Consider the following 21,427-nt stretch of genomic DNA (forward strand, 5'->3'; position numbering starts at 1 on the left):
ATACAACACGAGATTCCTTATGAAGGGTGTGGGCTAGTTGGCGGATAATGAGAATTGGCATCGGCATTTGGGTGTGTATGCGATTTGTGAGTTGGATGGAAATCTTCTAGTGATCCATAAAAACGGAGGCCCTTATACAGGCCGCTTCGATCTTCCAGGAGGTACAATTGAGCCCAATGAAACTGTATTTGAGGCATTAAAGCGTGAGATTCAAGAAGAAGTTGGCATTGAGATACTTGTAAATAAAAATATAGGCGTCTGCGACTATTTGGTTCCATATCCTCTTCCCAAGAGGGGGACTACACATATCCATCACATTGCCCTTTACTTTTCCGTGGAATATATAAGTGGGGAATTATCTGCTAATCCGGAAGTTTTTGCTGGACAAGATTCATTAGGGGCAAGTTGGATATCACTGCAGGATTGTACAGCGGACAATTCATCGCCTCTCGTTTTACAAGCGGTGGATTGGGTTAAGACTGGAGAGATGCGAATTCACGGGGTGAAATTTTAACCAGCAAGAAAAAATCCATTGGAGTTCCAATGGATTTTTGTATGCGTATTTTTAAAAAGACCTTATTCAACATCATAAACGAAATGAAATAAACAGTCTATACTTTTTCCTAAATTAACCATATAGTTGGGTTGCCGGCAATTCTTGGAGTGGAGTGTTGTTCAATGGAATACACCAATTATTTTGAGCATGCTGATTTACAGGCCTATGTGACTGCGATCTTTGGATCTAGTTATTGGATCTCTCAAGTTTCCACCATGCACGGTGGTGCGCAAAAGGTCGTCTATAAAGTCGATTGCAGCAATGGATTTTCTTGTGTTCTGTATGTATGGGATCTTACTAAGAATTATTTTCAGGAGGAAATAGCAAAGTCAGAAATTCATGAGCAATCCTATGGGGCTGATTTATTTGAAATAAATAATAAGTTTTTAGTACAACAAGGGATTCAAACTCCCAGATTATATTACCTTAACAAGTCAAGAAGTCGCCATCCATATGACTTTGCTATTGTTGAGTACATCTATGGGCAAAAAGCAGAAGTCTATTTCCACGACACTGATATACAAGTTCAAGAGATGGTGTTACAACGGATTGGCGATATGTTGACAAGTATGCATGGAAACATCAGGGACACGTTTGGAAAAGTGAATCAAACTCGAGTCCAGTCAGACAAATGTCATCATTTGCAATTCAACAATGCTAAGAATGATATAGCCTATGCGTGCCAATATGTAGATTCCTTAAAGGTAAAGCATGATAGAATTCTCGATAAATTGGTTGAGCTTGAATCGAAAATTGAATCTAGAAGCCGATATACCTTTATTCATGGGGAACTAGGACCGGATCATGTGTTGCTTAATGAGAAACTAGAACCGTATTTGATTGATATCGAAGGGGCTGAGTTCTACGACATCGAGCACGAGCACAGTTTTTTAGAGTTCCGATTCGGCGAGTTTTATCGATATTTAAAGAATGATTCGTTGGAGCTTAATCGAATGGCATTTTATCGCTTTCATCATCATATTTCTTTGACTTGTGGTGGGTTGAAGCTGTTACAGCGGGGATTTCCTAATCAACAATTTGCGAGGGAACTTTCTGAGTATCATTGTCGTGCTGTATTGCGGTATGTTGAGGGGTAGCTGCTCCAATTCCTTTTTATACAAAATTCGACACTATTATTACCACGCGTATTGTAAAATAAGAGAAAGAAAGCAACCGCTTACAAGGTGGGGAGTTAATTGAACTTATTCAGGCAAATGTCTTACTTCAAAAAGCTGCTGATTTCCTATATTGCTGTCATTCTGGTGCCTACAGTAGTTTTAAGCGGCGTTTATTTTTACTATTACTCAACTCAAGTAAAGGAAGGACTGAAGTCTGAATCTCAGACCAATTTGCAGTCTTATTCAAGTCTGATTCAAGCCATGACTTCTGAAATGGATCGCGCATCGCTTCAGTTTTCTTTTATTCCACAGCTTTCTCAGATCTTAAAAGATCCACATTATAATGCCTATGATTACCGCTTGCTACAGAACACAATGCAGACTTCGATATCGTCCAACACTTTATTTCATTCTGTGTATCTGTACACCAAGATTAATAATAGGGTCTTAACGACCGGGGAAGGTATTTATCCGATCAATGATTTCTATGATAAAGCTATTATAGATGCGGCCTCAGAAAATGAGAATGTTGCACAGTGGCATGCCATTCGTTCTCTGAAATCAGGGGAAGAGGTCATTACCTTTAGTAGACGAGTGCCAACAGCCTCCAAAGAGTCTCTAGGGATTTTTATTTTTAACATCCGTAAAGATGTTTTTTTTGAGACAGTACAATTGATTCAAAAGAATGAGAAGTTACCGATTCTTGTTATGGATTCTTCCCAAAAGATTGTGTATCCTCGTGCGAATCAGATGACAGAGCAACTAGAAAAACACTATGCTATAGGTGATTATGATACACAAGCATGGAGAGAAATTCAATTAAATGGAAGTCAGTATATTTGGAGCTCAATGAAATCCCCCATGTTAGGTTGGACTTTTATTCGCTTAGTGCCTATGGTGGAATATAGTAAGTTGATTAACAAGAAATTGGTAAGTGTCCTTATTGTCATTCTATCCGTAACATTGGTGTTCACAGCCTTCTCATACCTGCTTTCTTTGATGATGTATATCCCATTCAAGCGCATTGTTTCTGCGATCAAGGATCGTTTGAAAACGATAGAAACATCAGATAAAAACAATGAATTCGATTTTGTTGAACATGCACTCCATCAAATATTAATCGAAAATGAACAGATTAAGTCTGCAGTGCTTCAGAATCAGCCGATCATCAGAGAACGGTGGGTGAATGCGATCCTGAACAGCTTAATCCATGCGGAAAACGATCTGTCAGCCGAGCAAATGAGTGAAACAGGGATTGATTTCAGTAGATCTCATTTCATGGATTTGACGGTTATTATGGATTTGCGCTTACATACGGAGATTGAAAAGAACAAGATTAGGTTAGTTATTTTTTCGATGATTGAAAATGCATTCACACTTGAGTTTGGCATTGCGGGGACCATACTAGATGGTGACAGCTTTGGTTTTATTATTAATACAAATCATACAAGCTTAGATAATGAATTCCGTCAAGTTCTCAAGCAGATCAGCTTTCCGTTAATTGATCTCGCGCAATCAGAGCTTCATATTAATTTGCAGTTTATTTATGGTTCTCTTCATAGTTCACTTAAAGAATTGAGTCTGAAACGAACGTCGGCCAAGAATCTACGATATAATGCCCTCATCAATGAGGTGGATGTTGTCATAATGGAAGATCTGAAGCAAACAGATGCGATTGGCTATCCTTCCCAATACGTACAACTACTGTTGATGTGTATACGATCAGCGGATCAGAAGAAATCACGTGTGGTGATTACACAGCTCTTCCAAACCTACGTGTATCCGACTAAATCATCCCACGATAAGTTGGTAGAAATGTTAATCATGCTGTTAAGCGTAATTGTCCATGAGCTTAGACAAGAAGATGAGCATTTTCATGAACCTCCAGATGGATACTTGTTACACTTGAATGACGCACATAGTAAGCAGGAGTTAGAGACACTAATCGTAAGTTTCATTGGCAGACTGGTTGAAAGCCATCAAACAGGACCGGATGAGAATAGAAACGTCCATATCGTTCGCGCACTTGATTATATCAAGGTGAATTATCAGAACAATATCTCAATAAGTGATATTGCTGATTACCTACAGATTAGTCCCAGTTATCTAAGCAGGATGTTTAAAAACGAGAAAGGGAAGTCACCATTGGAGTATTTAACGGAATATCGCATGGAAAGAGGGAAAGTTTATCTGGCAGACAATAAATTATCCCTTCAGGAGATTAGCACCTTAATCGGGTATAATGATGCACACAGCTTCATTCGTTATTTTAAGAAATATGTAGGAACTACACCTGGTGACTATCGGATGCAGGTTATGAAAAATTTATGAACTTCATGTTCACTATCTGAACTAAACAGCTGTTGGTTCAAACATTATACAGAAACGGCAAAAGATGACCGTTTCTTTTTTTTGTTCACCGTGCTAATAATGAAAGCGTAAACAAGAGAGCGAGGGCATGAGAATGGCATCCATACCATCAAGAAAAGCTTGGAAAAAAACATTTCATAAAACTAAATATTATTATCTGCTTCTTTTGCCGGGGATCCTATATTTCATTATCTTCAAATATATCCCCATGGGCGGCGTTATCATGGCCTTCAAAGATTATAAGGTTTCCACAGGCATTTGGGGCAGTGAATGGATTGGACTAAAATGGTTCGATATGCTGTTTCAACGAGCGGATTTCTGGCAGGTATTAAGAAACACAATTTTGATTTCCTTTTATAAAATAACGTTTAATTTTCCTGCGCCAATTGTGCTAGCCATTCTAATCAATGAAGTCAGGAATCTTGTATTCAAAAGAAGCGTTCAGACAATCATTTATTTCCCTCACTTTGTATCTTGGATTGTCATCGGTGGGATCCTTGTTACGGTTCTATCTCCTTCTAGCGGTTTGATCTCGGCCCTAGGATTTGAACAATCTCCGCTAGTTGTTCCCGAGCATTTCCGCAGTATGCTTGTTCTCTCACAGATGTGGAAGGAAACGGGTTGGGGAACTGTGATCTATTTAGCAGCTATCATAGGCATTGATCCAGGTCTGTATGAATCAGCCAAGATTGACGGTGCTAACCGGTTCAAACAGATCCTACATATTACTCTTCCAGGTATTTCTCAGACGATTGTTTTACTGTTGATATTAAGAATGGGATTCATTCTAAGCGCGGGCTTTGATCAAGTATATATTCTGCTAACACCTCTGGTGACGAGTGTTGGCGATATTCTGGACACCTATGTATATCGGGTCGCTTTTAGTAACGGACGCTATTCCTTAGCAGCGGCTGCAGGACTATTCCAATCCGTGGTAGGACTCCTAATGATCGCCTTTACCAATTGGGTTGCGAAGCGACTGGGAAAAGAGGGACTATGGTAATGGAATCTGCTACCAATCTTACTACGGCCAAGGAGGTATAGCATGCATTCAGTCATAAAAAACGGAGGAACGTTCCAACTCCTGAACAGCTTATTTTTACTCCTTTTTTCTTTAGCCACGTTGTATCCGTTATGGTATGAAATTTCGTTATCTTTTTCCTCAGCGGAAGAAGTTACCAAAGGAGGGGCTTTTCTTTGGCCCAAGGAATTCACGTTGGATTCTTACCGAACACTTGTGAGTACGAACATGATTTGGCACACCTATTTGAATACTGCGTTCGTTACAATCGTCGGTACAATACTCAGTGTGTTACTTACAGCTTCAACCGCTTACCCATTAACTAAGTCCATCGTACCTGGTAGGAAATGGTTGATTTTCGCTATTCTATTTACCATGCTGTTTAGCGGTGGCGTCATCCCAACCTATTTGGTTGTAAAGCAGTTGGGGTTATTAAATTCGCTCTGGTCTCTGATCCTGCCAGGCATGATTTCTGCGTATAATACGCTCGTGATGATGAGCTTCTTTCAAACCATTCCGATAGAGATCGAGGAATCAGCAGAAATGGATGGAGCAAATCCGCTGCATATTTTTGTGAGACTCATACTGCCACTATCCATGCCAGTTCTAGCCACGATATCACTATGGATTGCTGTGGCACATTGGAACGAATTTTTTACGGCACTACTTTATATCAACGAGAGGGCAAGTTACACGTTATCTCTGTTGTTGAGAGATTTAATAAGCGGTCAGGATTACGCTCGATTTACTGGAGAAGTATCCAATACGTCAACAGAATCCGTCATTGGCGCAACGATTGTAGCGACGATTTTACCCATTTTGTGTGTATATCCGTTTCTACAGAAGTACTTTGTGCAAGGTGTTATGATCGGTTCTATCAAAGGGTAATGTCATGCTTGTAATAAGCATGTTGTTATAGGGTCCATCATAAAAAAGGAGGGTTTCTATGTCGCCGAAAAGAATAGGACGTACCGTAATTTGTTGTTCCTGCGCGCTTAGTATGGTGTTAATTGCCGCTGGTTGCACAGGAACGGGGAAAGATGCCGACGGCAGTAAGTCAACTGGAGGACCAGTCACTTACAATATGTTTCGAAATGCCGCGTATATCGTGGGCTACCCAGATGATGGAGGACCTTACAAACAGACCATTCTGGATGCTGCAGCAAAGGCCGGAATTACAGATATTGATTATAAAATCACTATTTCCGGTGGAGCAGAATATTTCACGAAGTTAAATGTGCTTTCTGCATCTGATAATCTTCCGGATTACTTCTCAGTGGATATCCCAACCATGATCAAATATGCAGATGAGGGGCTTATCCTTCCATTGGATGATTTGATGAAGAAAAATGCACCTAATTTGACAAAGCTCCAGAATACAGGAGAACTCGATGCACTCAGGTATAAAGGGAAAATCTGGGCAATATTCCCGGGCTACCGTCCTGAAGCTTTCAACGGTCCATCAGTAGTTGGCTACAATATCAGAACGGATTGGCTAGATGCGGTTGGTATGAAAATGCCAGGGAATCTTGATGAGCTTCACGCTGTGCTGAAAGCGTTTACGGATGGAGATCCCGATAAGAATGGCAAGAAGGATACGATCGGTCTCACAATTGCGAAAACGGATACGTCAGGCCGACAGGAGATTTTTAGCAATATTTTTGGGGCATTCGGCATACAGCCTACATTCTGGTTGGAGAAAAACGGTAAACTGCAAAAGGGATTCACCTTACCAGAAACAAAGGAAGCCTTGAAGGTTCTGCGCGATTGGTATAAGGAAGGCATCATTGATCCGGATTTCCCTGTTAATGAAGCGAAACAGGTGGATGAGAAGGTTGCCAACTCCAAGGTTGGCGTATGGTTAGGCAGCGCATTAGATGTTAACCCTACTACGCCGCGTGCATCTGCGCTCGCTAAGACAAATCCGACAGGTAAAATCGGCTTCTTACCTCCGCCGGCCGGACCACAAGGTCTCCGTGGAGGGGCCGAAACGGCTCCTGGATACGGGGATTTAAGAGCAATCTCCGCGAAAGCGAAAGATCCAAGTCGTTTAGTAAAACTGATTGATTGGTCAGCAGATCAAAGTGATAATGGCGGTTTTTCTCTAGTTACTTATGGTAAAGAAGGCGAACATTACACCTATGATAAAGCGACAAACATACTGACTCAGAAAGCCAATATTTTAGACTTATATAAACTTGGATTAGGCAATCCTGTCCGTTTCGTTCAAGTCGTTGACCGACGCTGGGTGCCATCTGAAGATGCGCGTAAGGCTATCAGTGTGAGTAATCAATATATTACGAAGAATGCTTACTGGAAAACAACACCTACGATGTTTGACTACCCAGATTTGGAAACGAAGCTTTGGCCGGAATATGCTTTAAAAATTATACTTGGCCAGCTGCCAGTTGAAGCATGGGATGAATTCGTTAAGAAATATTACGAGCAGGGCGGCAAAGCAATTGAAGATGAAGTGAACAAGACTTGGAAAGCTGAAAAGTCAGGCAAATAGAGGTCATTATTCATAAAAATTTACTTTTAACAGATGTCCTGTAGGGAGTGAAGCAGTTGTCATGAGTAAAACGAGACATGGGCAGCCGAACGTTATTGTCTTTTTCACGGATCAACAGCGCTGGGATACGACTGGCGTTCATGGAAATCCATTAGATTTAACGCCTAACTTCGACAGAATGGCAGGCTTTGGAACACATATTTATAATTCTTTTACCTGCCAGCCTGTTTGTGGCCCAGCGCGTTCATGCTTGCAGACGGGGAAATACGCAACGACAACTGGCTGCGTCACTAATTTTAATCCGCTGCCAGCGAATGCCAGAACATTAGGACATTATTTTAAAGATGCGGGCTATGAAACAGCCTACATCGGAAAGTGGCATTTAGCAGGTGAAGAGCCAGTGCCAGAGGCGAAGAGGGGCGGATATACGCACTGGCTTGCTGCAGAACTGCTCGAGTTTTCATCTGACTCCTACAATACGGTCCTCTATAACAATGACAATCAAGCTGTCAAGCTCCCGGGCTATCGCGTAGATGCCCAAACGGATGCCGCAATCCGATTCATAGATAGCCATCAGGATGATCCATTCTTTATGTTCCTTTCCTATATAGAGCCGCATCATCAGAACCATATTGACGATTATCCTGCGCCGGATGGGTATCGGGAAAGGTATGCAGGAAGGTGGACTCCTCCAGATTTAGCTGCGCTTGGTGGCTCTACTGCTCAACATTTAGGAGGCTACTTCGGGATGGTACGCCGGTTGGATGAAGCGCTTGGCAGGCTTCAAGACAGCTTAAAGAGTCTCGATTTAAGCGAGAATACGATTGTTCTTTTTAGCTCAGACCATGCTTGTCATTTCAAAACACGAAACAATGAATATAAGCGTTCCTGTCATGAGAGTTCTATTCGAGTTCCGACAGCAATCAGCGGACCTGGATTTGATGGTGGCGGTCGTATTCAAGCGTTGGTTAGCTTGATTGATCTTCCACCTACCTTATTGGATGCTGCGGGAATTCCCGTTCCTGACCATATGCAGGGTAGATCCATTCTACCCTTGTTACAAGGTGGAAAACCGAATTGGCCATCCGAAGTGTTCGTTCAAATCAGTGAGACCCAAGTGGGTAGAGCCATTCGCACGAAACGATGGAAATACAGTGTCTATGCACCTGATAAAAACCCCGTGAGTGACGCTGGTTCTAGTGTCTATGTGGAACAATTTCTGTATGATTTGCTTGCAGATCCGTATGAGCTTACTAACCTGGCAGGGTACGAGTCACACAAAGAAGTATCAGCCGTATTACGGGATCGTTTGATTGAACGGATGGTCGAAGCAGGGGAGGAGCCGCCGATGATTATGCCTGCGCCATCCATAGCAAGTGGTCAGCGAATCGTTCACGGTCACGAGTGCAACCTTTAAGCAATAACGATACGGAGGCAAATTAGGCTTGACATTCCCCCGAATCCCTTGTAAGATAATCGAAATTCATATCGAAATATTGATGAATGGGACAGTAATTCCTAACAGACAGTCACAGCGAGCCGGGTCAGTGTAAGCCGGTACGGATGTTACGAATGAAACGGACCCAGGAAATGGTTTGCTGAACGTGAGTAGGCGAATCCGGTCTTTCGACCGTTACGAAACAGAGGGGTTAAACGTACACGTTTAACACTTAGAGTGGTACCGCGGGAATCTTCAGCTCTCGTCTCTTTATTAGAGACGGGGGCTTTTTATATTTTCAAAAAAAGGAGTGGAAGACCATGTTACATGTTAAGCACTATTTTGCTGGTAAAATCGCATCATTACTTACTGGTTTCGACGCACAGGAGATTGCTGCTTGGATGGAATACCCAGCGAATTCGGATAAAGGAGATGTAACGTTACCGTGTTTTCGACTGAGTAAAGCGGTTGGTAAACCACCACAAGTCATTGCCGAGGAGTTGAAAGCTTCGCTTCAAGATGAAGAAATCGACTATATAGAATCCGTATCAGGATATCTGAACATTTATCTCAAGAAGGCTCATTTTGCGGAATCACTGGTTAAGCATATTATTCAAGCTGGAGATCAATATGGATCGCAAAATCTAGGGCAAGGCAGCACGGTTGTTATCGATTACTCATCTCCGAATATTGCAAAGCCATTTCATGTTGGTCATCTGAGGTCCACGGTGATCGGAAATGCCTTATATCAAATTCATTCCTTCTTAGGGTACGACTGTGTGGGGATTAATCATTTGGGTGATTGGGGAACACAATTCGGGAAACTGATTGTTGCCTATCAGCAATGGGGAAGCAAGGAAGCAGTTACTAGCGGGGCGATTGAGGAGCTTCTTCAGCTTTATGTCAAATTCCATGAGGAAGCAGAGAAGGATCCCACTTTAGAAGATCAAGCTCGTGCTTGGTTTACGAAAATGGAGCAAGGAGATCAAGAAGCGCTTGCCTTGTGGCAATGGTTCGTAGACATCAGCATCACTGAATTCCAAAAGATTTATAAGCTGCTCGGCGTTCAATTCGATGCTTATCAAGGTGAAAGCTTCTACAACGATAAAATGGAGCCCGTCATTCAGGAACTGCAAGAGAAGCAACTGCTCGAGGAAGACGAGGGAGCTTGGTTAGTGCGTTTGGATCCATACGGCATGGCGCCGGTTTTAATGTTGAAAAAGGATGGAAGTTCCCTCTACCATACGCGTGATCTAACCGCAGCAATTTATAGAGCGGATAAGTATGATTTCGCCAAGCTGATATATGTGACCGATTATGCTCAGAATCTTCATTTTCAGCAATGGTTTAAGGTTGTTGAATTAATGGGATACACGTGGGCAGCCAAGCTTGAACATGTTGCTTTTGGCCGTGTGAGTATTGAAGGTGGGACCTTATCGACACGTAAAGGCAATGTAATTAAGCTGGAGAGCTTGCTGATGCAAACTATTCAGAAAATAAGAAATGTTATCGAAGCTAGAAACCCTGGCTTGGCGAATAAAGAACAAGTTGCCCAGCAAGTTGGGGTTGGGGCTGTAATTTTTAACGATTTGAGTGCGAATCGTATCAAAGATATTGATTTTAATTGGGAGGAAGCACTTAACTTTGATGGTGAAACGGGGCCCTATGTGCAGTATACGTACGCAAGAACTTGCAGTGTGTTGAGGAAAGCTCAACAGGCGGTTGGTTATGACATTCACGCATCTGCGCTGGACGGTACCTCTCTCGAAAATAAAGAAGCCATTGCGGTTATTAAAATGCTCTATCTGTTTACTGAGCGTGTCGAACAGGCAATGGTGAAGCTGGAGCCTTCGATCGTCACACGTTATCTCATTGATCTTGCTCAAGCATTTAATCGCTTTTATCACGCATGTTACATCCTTGTGGAGGATTCACATGTGCGTGAAGCTCGCCTTGGCTTGGTTGCTTGCGTACAAATCACATTGCGTAATGGCTTGAAACTGATCGGGCTACATGCACCAAATGAAATTTAAGTTGGCTAGGAATTGGTAAAAATCTTCATTCATGAGAGATTTTCTTAGGGGGAATACTACTGGACAATACTAGGATTGACGCATAAGGAGCTGGTTTTCGTGATGAAGCGAACTGCTGCGATTGTTTCTTCGTTGTTATTGGCAAGCGGATGCATAGGCACTTCCGTGACGCCAAAGGAGACACATATCGAAACGAAGCGAATCTTACCCATTGTCGAGTTACCGTCACCACCAGCCTCACCACCAGCCTCACCGCCAGTCCCGCAATATCACGCTTCCTCTACGAAACAAACAGAACCACGCGTCACTAAGGTTACACTCGGCGCCATCGGAGATGTTCTCATTCATGATAAAGTGTATGTAGACGCTAAGCAGAAAGATGGCACATATAACTTTAAGCCCGTATTCGAAGGGGTGAAGACGTATTTACAAGCACCTGACATTCTTGTTGCCAATCAAGAAACGATGATCGGTGGCAAGGAGCTGCGACTATCTAGTTATCCAACTTTTAACAGCCCTCACGAAATAGGTGACGCATTGAAATATGCCGGGGTAGACGTTGTAACGATTGCCAATAATCATGCGCTGGATAGAGGAGAAAAGGTGATTCAAAGTGCGCTCACCTACTGGGATACCCTTGGGATTCCTTATACAGGTGCATTTAAATCCCAAAATGACCGCGACAGCCTAAGAACGGTCACGAAGAATGAGATTACTTTTGCATTCTTGAGCTATACCTACGGGACGAATGGGATTTCAACACCAGCTGGAAAATCATTTCTGGTCAACCGGATCGAGGATAGGCAAATTCGTCATGATGTGGAACAAGCGAAACAAGTGTCTGATGTCATTGTGGTAGCCCTGCATTGGGGGAATGAATATCAACGATTTCCGGACAATAATCAAACAAGTCTCGCCCAAAAGCTAGCAGACCTTGGGGTTCATATTATAATCGGAAACCACCCGCATGTCTTACAACCGCCGGCATGGGTGAAAGGAAAAGATGGGCATCGAACTTTTGTCATTTACTCGTTGGGTAACTTTTTATCGGCTCAAATCAATTTGTATAAGCAAATAGGTGGAATGGCAACCATTGAGGTGCATAAAACCACAAATAAAGATGCCAAGAAAATTGAGCTGACTGAGCCCAGCTTTCTCCCAACCTACACGTATAGCCGTCAAGGACGTCAATTTCAAATAATAACCATGGATAGGTTATCCAATGAGCAGCTCATTCATGCCGATTCTCAGTATGACAGGATGAAGAAACATATGAGAACCTATATACCTGAGCTGCACATTATTTCATCATAGGGTTCGTAAACGAAACAAACCGCTCTTGCTAATCCAGGGCGGTTTGTTTCAATTTGTTTTGTTTTCGTTCACGCTGACACTGAGCTTAAGACTCCTCTTGCTTTGACACTTTGGCTAAATTCAGCTTCAAAGAAGCTTTCTTCGCGACTAATTCCTTAGCGAATTCTCTCTGCAGACGATCACTTGTTTTAATCTCTTCATTCAGCTTATTCACTCGCGTCATTTTGCTGCTCAAATCGCTATGTGATTGACTTAATTTCATATCTCTTTGAATTTGTTTCATTTTGGCTTGTGCTCGTTCTTTTTTCTTCTTCTCATTGAAAATTTTGCTCTCTAAGTCAGCGATTTCTTTTTTCAACTGACTGATAATTGTATTGGTAAAACTTATCGCCATGCTTGCACCCCGTATCCATTTCATGTAGCTGAAATCTCATTCTACAATAAAAGTCGCCATTACGCGAGAAATGCCCATCCTATCAACACACGTTGAGAGGAGAGGGCATTTCGTTGTTTGCCAATTATTCTTATTTCCACCCTTTGGCGGTTATCGTTATTTTCTTGCGATGAAATAGTTTTTTGAAAAAGCTAACCTTCTTTTTACGTTTGAGAGTTAGTCGAACACCTTCGATTAGCAGCAAAGACCTTAATGAATCGCGGCGATTAAGTGTGTGTAATCTTTTAATAAACTGCTCGTCCATGTCGATCATCCTCCCAAATGTTTGCACAAATGTTTAAGAACCAAATCAACAATCCTAACTTCATTATAAATGACCCTGTCGAAAATATTTGTCAAAATATAGTTGGAAATCCGACTAGTTTTGTCGAAAATGCCATTTCGAATAAGAAATTGTCCAACTTTTTGTGCTCCCCAATACACAATTCTGCTGATTGGAAATGTTTTTTGAATTTTCGGATGAATTTTTTAACAAATAGGTTTACTTTCGTGGTCATTCAGCATATAGTTAAAACACGGTGTTTCCTGTGGTAAACTTTTTGTCCCATCGGAAACTTTATTTTCACCTTAAATGTTTCCCTAGGTAAAAACTATTGTAAACAAGCAATTTAAAATAGGAGGTCAAAGCGATGTTTCAGAAATCAGATAAAAAGCTTTCGAGACGTAATCTTTTGAAGCTAGGAACAACAGGTGCTTTTGCTGTAATAGGGAGCGCATTGTTGAATCCTTCCTCGTTATTTGGCAAACCACCACTTGCACTAGCGCATGATAAGCATGATATTCATCATGCCATGAAAGAACAATTACATGAAGGAATGAAGCATGGCTATGTGCCGAGTGCAGAAGTAACGGAAGGTTTCAAAGCCGCACAACATGCGCTTACGGCTTTTGATTATGGCAAAGTGAGTAAGCTTCCTGACGGAAGAACACTAAGGGAATATGAAATCACGGCTTTTGAGGCCAACGTGGAAATTGCCAAAGGTATTAAATTTCCCGGCTGGACGTTCAATGGAACGATACCTGGGCCAACGATCCGTTGTACAGAAGGGGATGTCCTTCGCGTGAAATTTACGAATGGCACGATGCATCCGCATTCCATTCACTTTCATGGCATGCACCCTACCAATATGGATGGTCTAGAAGCCGTACTTGCTGGTGATTCATTTATCTATGAATTTGAAGCCAAACCAGCTGGTATGCATGTCTACCATTGCCATGTAGCGCCTCTTGCAAGACATATCCATAAAGGGCTTTACGGCAATTTCATTATTGACCCGAAGAAGCCAAGAGCAGCAGCTAGAGAATTCAATATGTTGATGAATGGCTATGATCTGGATCTCGATGGGGAAAATGAAATTTACACCGTGAATGGGTATGCTTTTGCCTATCAGCAAGAACCGATTAAAGTGAAAGTCGGAGAGCTTGTGCGCATTTATTTGAGCAATCTGACGGAATTTGACTTGATCAATTCGTTTCATCTCCATGCCAACTTCTTTAATTATTACGCAACGGGGGCAGACCCTGAAGCTCGCCCTGCGTTTACCGATACGATTATGCAGTGCCAAGGCGAACGCGGCATTCTCGAAATTGTCTTCCCATCGCCAGGGCGATATATGTTCCATGCGCATCAAAGCGAATTTGCTGAGCTAGGTTGGATGGGCTTCTTCATAGCTGAATGAGAAAGGAGGCGGCGTACAAGATGAGTAACAACGATCAAACCATTAAGAAATCATCTCCATCTAAAATGAAAGCCATTCTTTGGGGCATTCTTCCGTTACTATTGTTATTAGCTATTATTACGACGATTGCCAAAGTAGGTACAGGGATCGAGAGCGAGCCCGCTGCTCCAATCGAAGTCCTGAATGTAGAGAAAATTACGTTAAATGATGATGGCATTCATGTAAAAGTGTTGAACTCAGGGCCAGAGGATGTCACGATTGCACAAGTTGTGGTCGATGGCGCCTTTTGGAATGCTTCATTTTCACCTAGTGATACGTTAAAAAGATTTGAACGAGGTACCGTTGATATCCCATATCCTTGGGTACAAGGCGACCCGCATGAAGTGAAATTCATCACGTCCAATGGGTTGATTTTCACAGGGGAAGTTGCCGCTGCTGCTGCAACGCCTATACCGAATGGGAAGCTGTTCTGGCAATACGCGTTAATTGGCTTCTATGTGGGGGTTATTCCGGTAGGCCTAGGCTTGCTGTGGTATCCATTCCTGCGTAGATTCTCGGTTAGAGGCATGCATGCCATTCTCGCTTTAACCGTAGGTCTGTTGTTCTTCCTCGTTATTGATACGTTCGGAGAAGGCTTTGAAATGGCTGCGGAAGCACCTGGCGTTTTCCAAGGATCGGGTCTAGTGTGGTTTGGAGCACTACTGAGTTGTCTATTCCTGATCGCGGTTGATCAGTCGAATGAGCGTAAGCTTAGCAGCGAGTCGTATGCAGGAACAAGAGTGGCGAACAAAATCGCAACGGGCATTGGGCTTCATAATTTTGGAGAAGGTCTTGCGATTGGCTCAGCTTTTGCGGTAGGAGAGGCTGCGCTAGGCACGTTCCTAATCATCGGATTCACCCTTCATAACATCACCGAAGGTGTGGGGATTGCATCTCCATTACTGAAAGATCGTCCAACTTGGCGGACTTTTGTCAAATTAGCACTCATTGCCGGCGGACCTGCTATAATAGGTACATGGGCTGGCGGATTTATTTTCAACGATACACTAGCTGCGCTCTTCTTCGGTATTGGCGCTGGTGCGATTCTGCAGGTCATTTATGTGATTTCTAAAATGATTCTAAGAGAATCCGAGAAGAAAGGTCTATCACCGGTATCTTGGTTAAACTTCGGCGGACTTACAGCAGGAATCCTGATTATGTATGTGACCGCGTTAATGGTAAAATTCTAAGTAGTCTTAATAATGAAAAGGGGAGGTGATTCGCATGCTATCAGGTATTGGTATTCCGGGTCTAATTGTGATCGTGGGTGTCGCGTTACTGTTGTTTGGGCCAACGAAGCTTCCACAATTAGGTCGTGCCTTTGGTACAACGATCAAAGAGTTTAGACAAGGGACGAAGGGTTTGTTAGAGGAAGAAACGAAAGAGAAGCAGAAGGATGAGTAATTGATCTGAAGGAAAGTAGGCGTGCATCTTGCACGCCTTTTTCTTTTTTATCTATAAAATAGAATCCAGATCTTGAATACGAATTTTTGATTAGTGTGATGTGCTAAGGGTGTTACTTATTGTTGCTGTAGTGATTATTTCCGTATATACTGTGGAAAATATTCGAAACTTCATTTCATTTTTGAAGAGATCTAACAATGAAAGAAGAAAAAAGAGCGGATGGGACATGGACATGAAACCATTACAACAATATTGGAATGAAATGTATCAAAAGCTTAACGTGACACCTAAATTTGATAACTGGTTGGACAAATATTTGGATGAGTATTTTTTGAGATATAGGAACGATCTTATTGTTGATCTCGGCTGCGGTGTCGGTAATAACACAAGGTACTTGATCGAACATGGGATGTCCCCAATTGCTTGCGATATCTCGGAAGAGGCAATCAAGAAATTGAAGTCATTCATGCCAGATATTCAAACGTTTTGTTTGGATATGACAGCCGGTCTTCCGTTTCCAAAAGAATCTGTACGGGTGTTGATCGCAGATCTAAGTATTCACTATTTTGACGAAGCTACAACTCGCGATATCATTCGGGATATACATAGCGTGTTAAAAAAAGATGGCTTATTGCTTTGCAGATTGAATTCTACCAAAGAGATTGTAAATATGGGGAAAATAGCCCAAAGCTCGGAGAAATATTTGTTAGAGAACGAAGGAATCTACAGAAGATTTTTTGATCGAGATGAGATCGAACGATTTTTTGATAAACAAATGTGGACTTATATGTATATTGAGGAATATGAAATGGATCGCTATTCTAACAAGAAGTTGCTGTGGGAAATTGCGTTAAAGCCAAGGTGGGGCAGGTGTCCTGTGGTTGAGTTGAAATAGTCATGATAAAGCATGAAGTAGTCAATTTCCGCATGCATAACCTTAAAGGAAATTGTTGCTGTATGAGCGAACCTAGTATAGACATACGAAACATGCTCATGTCGTAGATTTACATTTCCAAGCAGAAGAGGGGATTCCCATGAAACAGATTGGTATTGCACTCATTGGTTGCGGAGCGATTTCCAGTGTACATTTGAACGCCATTTCACAGATCAAGGCAGCGAAATTAGTGGCTGTTGTCGACACGAACGCCGATCTGGCTGCCAGAACAGCGGAAACATATCATTGCCAGTATTATACGGATTATCTCGAGATGTTGAAGAATCCAGATATTGACGTCGTTCATATATGTACAGCCCATTATCTACATGCACCCATGGCGGTTGATGCGCTGAATGCTGGCAAACATGTTCTCACAGAAAAGCCTATGGCAGAAACGAAAGCAGCTGCTCAAACGATGCTGCGTGCAGCGGAAGCCAATCCGAATGTGCAGTTAGGTGTTATTTTCCAAAATAGATATAATCCTGCATCCCAGCTCATGAAAAAGGCCGTTCAATCCGGTGAACTAGGTAACCTGCTTTGTCTCAAAGGGATCGTCACTTGGTGTAGAACGGCATCCTATTATGAAACCGAGTGGAAAGGCAAATGGGAAACAGAAGGTGGGGGTGTCCTCATTAACCAGGCCATTCATACCTTGGATTTATTGCAATGGATAGGCGGCGAAGTAACGAGTATTAAAGGGACGATGTCAACGGATTCACTTGAAGGCATTATTGAAGTGGAAGATACCGTTCACGCACACCTAACCTATCGAAATGGGGCAACGGCCGTCTTGTATGCAACGAATGCCTATGGGGTAAATTCACCGCCAGAAATCGAGCTTGTCTTTGAAAAAGGGAAGCTGCTACTATCAGGAGATACGTTGTATCGCGTGATTGATGGCGAGCAAACCATGCTGACTTCACCAGAAGCTAATAATTTGGGCGTAAAATCATATTGGGGAATCAGTCATGGCGTGCAAATTGCTGATTTCTATGACCATATTCTGAATGATCGCAGCTATGGTCTGAATGGACCGGAAGGCGTCAAAGCTTTTAATTTGGTCATGGATATCTATGAATCTTCAAGATCTGGGTCGAGAATCACTTACATGTAATAAACCTATGTTTCTGCACGAAACACGGTGCCATCATCTCGAAAATAAAAGGCAATCTCATCGGTAATTGTGCTCATTCTAATCGAGATTCGCGTGAATTCTTCAATAATTCCACGGTCGACTTCACAATAAACACCATTTGCGTCAGTCTGCCAGACAGAAACCGTCGTTTGAGATAGCGCGGCTGTAAATAGATCTCCATCCGATGTCAAAGTCATTAACATGAGTATCGCCCTCTCCTTAGGAATCATTAGTTGTACCTCATAATGGTTCAGGTGTTAATTGAGTATATTCGCAGTTGTGTCTGTCATGCGCACGAAAACATATATGTGTTCACAATACTATGTAATTCGAGTCGTTGCCTATTGGTAACGGCTCTTTCCTGTTCATAACAAGAATTGGTGTATTCGTTCGCCTCGGTTTATCTCCCTACCCAAATGGTCATAATGGGGATGGGATGACAATAAGGAGGCACCAACATCATGCCTGATGATGCACCGATTCCTATAGACCCGAATGTTGAACTTAATATAGAGCGTATCTTAAAGGATTTAGGCGGAAGTGACGATGTCGTCATCCGTGAGATTCAAGATGATGAAACGCTGGAGATAGCCGCTGCTGTCGTCTATATCGACGGGCTTTCGGATACGCAAGTAATTAATTCGTATATTTTCGATGTGTTAAAAACGATGTTAAGTACGGATTCACTGGGAACACCTAGAGGCAGTTTGCATACAGAAACACTTGCCAAAGAGCTTCTAACGGGTATTGGCTCGATTCAAACCGTGGAAGACATGTCAGCTTTGTACGATAATTTGCTTTCGGGTGAAGCGATTATAATGTTTAATCATCAACATCACGCTTACCGGGCTGACATTCGTCAATGGAAGGGACGCGAGGTTACGGAGTCTACAAACCAGACGTCCGTACGTGGACCCAGAGAAAGCTTTACTGAGACACTTCGTACCAATACATCGTTAATTAGACGTAAAATAAAGGATCCTAGACTTTGGTTGGAAACAATGTCCATTGGGCGAATGACCAAAACAAATGTGACTATGATGTACATCAATGGGCTTGCGAAACCATCTGTCATCGAATTGGTTCGATCGAAACTAAGATCAATCGATATAGATGGTATTCTGGATAGCGGATATGTCGAAGAATTGATCGAGGATAACAAATTTTCATTGTTTCCTACTGTTTTCAATTCGGAATTGCCTGATACCGCCGCAGCTCAGCTGTTAGAGGGAAAAGTAGCAATTTTGGTAGACGGTACACCCAATTTATTGCTCGTACCTACACAACTCGTTACCTTTTTTCAATCGGCTGAGGACTATTACCAACGAGCGTTCTATGCAACGCTGCTTCGTATGCTACGCTTTGGCTCGGTATTCATCTCATTGCTACTGCCATCTATTTATATTGCGATAACCACGTTTCACCGTGATATGCTGCCAGCTTCGCTGCTGATCGGTCTAGCTGCACAACGAGAAGGCGTACCGTTACCCGCTTTTGTGGAGGCACTTGTCATGGAGCTCACTTTTGAAATCTTGCGTGAAGCAGGCCTTCGCATGCCGCGAGCCATTGGACAAGCGGTATCTGTCGTTGGCACACTTGTGATCGGACAAGCAGCTGTGGAAGCGGGCATCGTGTCGGCTGCAATGGTTATCGTCGTTTCTGTAACAGCTATTTCTACCTTCACTTTGCCGGGTTACAGTATGTCGATACCTATTCGTATCCTTCGTTTCGTGTTTATGGGAGCAGCCGCCAGTTTTGGATTATTTGGAATTGCCATGGGCGTATTTGTGCTATTCCTGCATTTATGTGCTCTTCGTTCCTTCGGAGAGCCTTTTATGTCTCCATTTTCTCCCTTCAATAAAGCGGATATGGAGGACACACTTGTACGCTTACCAAGATGGTTATCGTATAAACGTACAGAGACATCGTTGGGAAAAGGAAGCGATAGGATAGGAAAGCGTTAGTCGGGAGGCGCTTCTTAATGAAAAAGAAAACGGCAGTAATTGTGCTTTGCTTGCTGATGCTTACGGGTTGTTGGAGTAGACGGGAACTAAACGAACTATTAATTGTGGTTGGAATAGGAATTGACTGGGAAAATGGTGAATACTTAGTCTCTTTCCAAGTCGTCAATCCCAGTGAAATTTCTAAGCAAGAAAGAGGAGAGGATCGACCTCCTAGCACACTCTATCAAGCACGAGGCAAGACCATAATGGAAGCTGCAAGGTCTTTAACCGCAGAGGCACCTCGTAAAGTGTATTTGGGCCATTTACAACTCTATGTCATCGGTGAGTCATTAGCAAGAAAGGGAATCAAGGATTTTATCGATAATGCATTTCGTGATAATGAGTTGCGAATGGATTACAACATAATCGTAGCTAGAGGGTTGAAAGCCGAGAATATTTTAAAGCTTTATACACCTCTAGAGAAGCTCCCTAGTTACAGTATGCAGCAATCCTTACATACCTCTCAGAAATCTTGGGCGCCAACAATAGCCATCCAAATGGATGAGGTGCTTAATAAGCTCTCGGGACCTGGTAATGAATTAGCGATCACGGGGATTTCGATTATCGGAAATACGGCTGTGGGTGAATCCCAAAAAAATGTTGAGCTATTCCAACCACCAAGTAGATACCGATATACGGGAATTGCAGCATTTAAGCAAGATAAGTTAGTTGGATGGTTGAGTGAACAAGAAAGTAAAGGATATACCGATATTACCGATCATTTGGACAGTACTTCGATCGAACTTCCATGCGGTGAGAACAAATTTATGGGGGTTGAAGTCACGTCTTCCGATGCTAAGTTAAAAACCAAAGTGCAAGATGGCATTCCGCAAGTCACAATTTCCATACGAACAGAGGGCAATGTGGTGGATAGAACCTGCCGAGATGTCGACTTGACTGATTCTGCTACGATCAAACGTCTGGAAGATGAAACGACCAAAATCATTCAATCGAACGTGGTTGCGGCTGTATCTCGGGCGAAAGAAATAAAGTCCGATATACTGGGATTCGGCTCTCAGCTTGGGAAGGATCATCCTTCTTACTGGAACGAAGTGAAGGACACATGGAATGATGACATGTTCCTGAAAACCAAAGTTATCTATCATATCGATCTGTTTATTAGGAAAACGGGTACTACAGGGAATTCAACGATGAAATAGGTTGGTAGAGAGGACGTGGTTAAAGCATGTCATCTTTTCTTGCAGTAATGGCTATAGCAGCAGGTACCTTCTGGCTTGAAGCGCCTAAACTCATTCGCGGTAATTATCATCGGGAGTTACTTATTTTCGTTATTCTTCTCATTACTGCGACAGCACTTTATGGAGCATTAACGTTAGAAGTGGTCCTTCCGAATCCATTTGAGCTCATCAAATTCATGTTTAAGTGGACGCAATAGACAAGCTATTCACGAAGA

The 21,427-nt window shown here is 42.5% G+C and carries 20 protein-coding genes and 1 other annotated feature; of the genes, 17 read left to right on the top strand and 3 right to left on the bottom strand.

The features are described 5' to 3' along the window. Nucleotides 1-37 precede the first annotated feature (37 nt). The 9 genes from AC58QO_RS14795 to AC58QO_RS14835 all read left to right on the top strand — a co-directional run bounded on the left by AC58QO_RS14795 (nucleotide 38) and on the right by AC58QO_RS14835 (nucleotide 12,362). Nucleotides 38-514: an NUDIX hydrolase gene (locus AC58QO_RS14795; RefSeq protein ID WP_497266668.1), complete on the top strand. Its 477-nt coding sequence runs from the start codon at nucleotides 38-40 to the stop codon at nucleotides 512-514. 209 nt (nucleotides 515-723) lie between these two features. Further along, on the top strand, nucleotides 724-1,653 hold the full coding sequence (locus tag AC58QO_RS14800; protein ID WP_497267492.1) for a phosphotransferase family protein: 930 nt from the start codon (nucleotides 724-726) through the stop codon (nucleotides 1,651-1,653). A gap of 99 nt (nucleotides 1,654-1,752) precedes the next feature. Beyond that, nucleotides 1,753-4,005, top strand: coding sequence for a helix-turn-helix domain-containing protein (locus tag AC58QO_RS14805; protein WP_497266670.1), 2,253 nt, complete (start codon nucleotides 1,753-1,755; stop codon nucleotides 4,003-4,005). A 262-nt stretch (nucleotides 4,006-4,267) separates the two neighbouring features. Further along, a complete protein-coding gene (locus AC58QO_RS14810; RefSeq protein ID WP_497266672.1) occupies nucleotides 4,268-5,047 on the top strand; it encodes an ABC transporter permease in 780 nt (259 codons plus the stop codon). Between the two features lie 42 nt (nucleotides 5,048-5,089). Then, nucleotides 5,090-5,953, top strand: a complete 864-nt coding sequence (locus AC58QO_RS14815; protein ID WP_497266674.1) for a carbohydrate ABC transporter permease — start codon at nucleotides 5,090-5,092, stop codon at nucleotides 5,951-5,953. A gap of 58 nt (nucleotides 5,954-6,011) precedes the next feature. After that, nucleotides 6,012-7,577 carry a type 2 periplasmic-binding domain-containing protein gene (locus AC58QO_RS14820; RefSeq protein WP_497266676.1) on the top strand — a complete coding sequence of 522 codons (1,566 nt, stop codon included), beginning with the start codon at nucleotides 6,012-6,014 and terminating at the stop codon, nucleotides 7,575-7,577. Between the two features lie 61 nt (nucleotides 7,578-7,638). Then, on the top strand, nucleotides 7,639-8,994 hold the full coding sequence (locus tag AC58QO_RS14825; protein ID WP_497266678.1) for a sulfatase family protein: 1,356 nt from the start codon (nucleotides 7,639-7,641) through the stop codon (nucleotides 8,992-8,994). A 73-nt stretch (nucleotides 8,995-9,067) separates the two neighbouring features. Next, nucleotides 9,068-9,288, top strand: a binding site (T-box leader). 47 nt (nucleotides 9,289-9,335) lie between these two features. Further along, the gene (gene argS, locus AC58QO_RS14830) at nucleotides 9,336-11,048 is read left to right on the top strand and encodes an arginine--tRNA ligase (RefSeq protein ID WP_497266680.1); all 1,713 of its coding nucleotides are present in this window, start codon (nucleotides 9,336-9,338) and stop codon (nucleotides 11,046-11,048) included. A gap of 102 nt (nucleotides 11,049-11,150) precedes the next feature. Continuing rightward, nucleotides 11,151-12,362 (top strand): CapA family protein, encoded by a 1,212-nt coding sequence (locus AC58QO_RS14835; RefSeq protein ID WP_497267494.1) that lies wholly within the window; start codon nucleotides 11,151-11,153, stop codon nucleotides 12,360-12,362. A gap of 85 nt (nucleotides 12,363-12,447) precedes the next feature. Here AC58QO_RS14835 and AC58QO_RS14840 read toward each other — a convergent pair whose 3' ends face one another. Continuing rightward, nucleotides 12,448-12,780 (bottom strand): hypothetical protein, encoded by a 333-nt coding sequence (locus tag AC58QO_RS14840; RefSeq protein ID WP_497266682.1) that lies wholly within the window; start codon nucleotides 12,778-12,780, stop codon nucleotides 12,448-12,450. Between the two features lie 106 nt (nucleotides 12,781-12,886). Next, a complete protein-coding gene (locus AC58QO_RS14845) occupies nucleotides 12,887-13,060 on the bottom strand; it encodes a hypothetical protein (protein ID WP_497266684.1) in 174 nt (57 codons plus the stop codon). A 385-nt stretch (nucleotides 13,061-13,445) separates the two neighbouring features. On the opposite strand from AC58QO_RS14845, the gene AC58QO_RS14850 reads away from it, so the two are divergent. From AC58QO_RS14850 to AC58QO_RS14870, 5 genes are all read left to right on the top strand, one after another. Further along, on the top strand, nucleotides 13,446-14,495 hold the full coding sequence (locus AC58QO_RS14850; RefSeq protein WP_497266686.1) for a multicopper oxidase domain-containing protein: 1,050 nt from the start codon (nucleotides 13,446-13,448) through the stop codon (nucleotides 14,493-14,495). 20 nt (nucleotides 14,496-14,515) lie between these two features. Further along, the gene (locus tag AC58QO_RS14855; RefSeq protein WP_497266688.1) at nucleotides 14,516-15,724 is read left to right on the top strand and encodes a ZIP family metal transporter; all 1,209 of its coding nucleotides are present in this window, start codon (nucleotides 14,516-14,518) and stop codon (nucleotides 15,722-15,724) included. 34 nt (nucleotides 15,725-15,758) lie between these two features. Continuing rightward, nucleotides 15,759-15,938 (top strand): twin-arginine translocase TatA/TatE family subunit, encoded by a 180-nt coding sequence (locus tag AC58QO_RS14860; protein WP_497266690.1) that lies wholly within the window; start codon nucleotides 15,759-15,761, stop codon nucleotides 15,936-15,938. Between the two features lie 232 nt (nucleotides 15,939-16,170). Next, nucleotides 16,171-16,833 carry a class I SAM-dependent methyltransferase gene (locus tag AC58QO_RS14865; protein WP_497266692.1) on the top strand — a complete coding sequence of 221 codons (663 nt, stop codon included), beginning with the start codon at nucleotides 16,171-16,173 and terminating at the stop codon, nucleotides 16,831-16,833. Nucleotides 16,834-16,972: 139 nt separating this feature from the next. Then, entirely contained in the window at nucleotides 16,973-17,989 is a 1,017-nt protein-coding gene (locus AC58QO_RS14870; protein WP_497266694.1) for a Gfo/Idh/MocA family protein, read from the top strand. Between the two features lie 5 nt (nucleotides 17,990-17,994). On the opposite strand, the gene AC58QO_RS14875 is transcribed toward AC58QO_RS14870, so the two are convergent. After that, nucleotides 17,995-18,213 (bottom strand): hypothetical protein, encoded by a 219-nt coding sequence (locus AC58QO_RS14875; protein WP_497245183.1) that lies wholly within the window; start codon nucleotides 18,211-18,213, stop codon nucleotides 17,995-17,997. A gap of 258 nt (nucleotides 18,214-18,471) precedes the next feature. Here AC58QO_RS14875 and AC58QO_RS14880 point away from each other — a divergent pair, with 258 nt between their 5' ends. Genes AC58QO_RS14880 through AC58QO_RS14890 form a run of 3 tightly spaced genes read left to right on the top strand, consistent with a single transcriptional unit; the run spans nucleotide 18,472 to nucleotide 21,409 of the window. Beyond that, nucleotides 18,472-19,974 carry a spore germination protein gene (locus tag AC58QO_RS14880; protein ID WP_497266696.1) on the top strand — a complete coding sequence of 501 codons (1,503 nt, stop codon included), beginning with the start codon at nucleotides 18,472-18,474 and terminating at the stop codon, nucleotides 19,972-19,974. A 17-nt stretch (nucleotides 19,975-19,991) separates the two neighbouring features. Then, a complete protein-coding gene (locus AC58QO_RS14885; protein ID WP_497266698.1) occupies nucleotides 19,992-21,173 on the top strand; it encodes a Ger(x)C family spore germination protein in 1,182 nt (393 codons plus the stop codon). Nucleotides 21,174-21,199: 26 nt separating this feature from the next. Then, entirely contained in the window at nucleotides 21,200-21,409 is a 210-nt protein-coding gene (locus AC58QO_RS14890; RefSeq protein WP_497266700.1) for a hypothetical protein, read from the top strand. Nucleotides 21,410-21,427: the final 18 nt, after the last annotated feature.

The sequence above is a fragment of the Paenibacillus sp. J31R30 genome (assembly GCF_059692115.1).

Excerpts from the sequence above, each read along its gene's own strand:
- AC58QO_RS14810 (WP_497266672.1), top strand. The coding sequence starts at position 4,268 with ATGGCCTTCAAAGATTATAAGGTTTCCACAGGCATTTGGGGCAGTGAA.
- AC58QO_RS14815 (WP_497266674.1), top strand. The coding sequence starts at position 5,090 with ATGCATTCAGTCATAAAAAACGGAGGAACGTTCCAACTCCTGAACAGC.
- AC58QO_RS14820 (WP_497266676.1), top strand. The coding sequence starts at position 6,012 with ATGTCGCCGAAAAGAATAGGACGTACCGTAATTTGTTGTTCCTGCGCG.
- AC58QO_RS14825 (WP_497266678.1), top strand. The coding sequence starts at position 7,639 with ATGAGTAAAACGAGACATGGGCAGCCGAACGTTATTGTCTTTTTCACG.
- argS (WP_497266680.1), top strand. The coding sequence starts at position 9,336 with ATGTTACATGTTAAGCACTATTTTGCTGGTAAAATCGCATCATTACTT.
- AC58QO_RS14835 (WP_497267494.1), top strand. The coding sequence starts at position 11,151 with ATGAAGCGAACTGCTGCGATTGTTTCTTCGTTGTTATTGGCAAGCGGA.
- AC58QO_RS14840 (WP_497266682.1), bottom strand. The coding sequence starts at position 12,780 with ATGAAATGGATACGGGGTGCAAGCATGGCGATAAGTTTTACCAATACA.
- AC58QO_RS14845 (WP_497266684.1), bottom strand. The coding sequence starts at position 13,060 with ATGGACGAGCAGTTTATTAAAAGATTACACACACTTAATCGCCGCGAT.
- AC58QO_RS14850 (WP_497266686.1), top strand. The coding sequence starts at position 13,446 with ATGTTTCAGAAATCAGATAAAAAGCTTTCGAGACGTAATCTTTTGAAG.
- AC58QO_RS14855 (WP_497266688.1), top strand. The coding sequence starts at position 14,516 with ATGAGTAACAACGATCAAACCATTAAGAAATCATCTCCATCTAAAATG.
- AC58QO_RS14860 (WP_497266690.1), top strand. The coding sequence starts at position 15,759 with ATGCTATCAGGTATTGGTATTCCGGGTCTAATTGTGATCGTGGGTGTC.
- AC58QO_RS14865 (WP_497266692.1), top strand. The coding sequence starts at position 16,171 with ATGAAACCATTACAACAATATTGGAATGAAATGTATCAAAAGCTTAAC.
- AC58QO_RS14870 (WP_497266694.1), top strand. The coding sequence starts at position 16,973 with ATGAAACAGATTGGTATTGCACTCATTGGTTGCGGAGCGATTTCCAGT.
- AC58QO_RS14875 (WP_497245183.1), bottom strand. The coding sequence starts at position 18,213 with ATGTTAATGACTTTGACATCGGATGGAGATCTATTTACAGCCGCGCTA.
- AC58QO_RS14880 (WP_497266696.1), top strand. The coding sequence starts at position 18,472 with ATGCCTGATGATGCACCGATTCCTATAGACCCGAATGTTGAACTTAAT.
- AC58QO_RS14885 (WP_497266698.1), top strand. The coding sequence starts at position 19,992 with ATGAAAAAGAAAACGGCAGTAATTGTGCTTTGCTTGCTGATGCTTACG.
- AC58QO_RS14890 (WP_497266700.1), top strand. The coding sequence starts at position 21,200 with ATGTCATCTTTTCTTGCAGTAATGGCTATAGCAGCAGGTACCTTCTGG.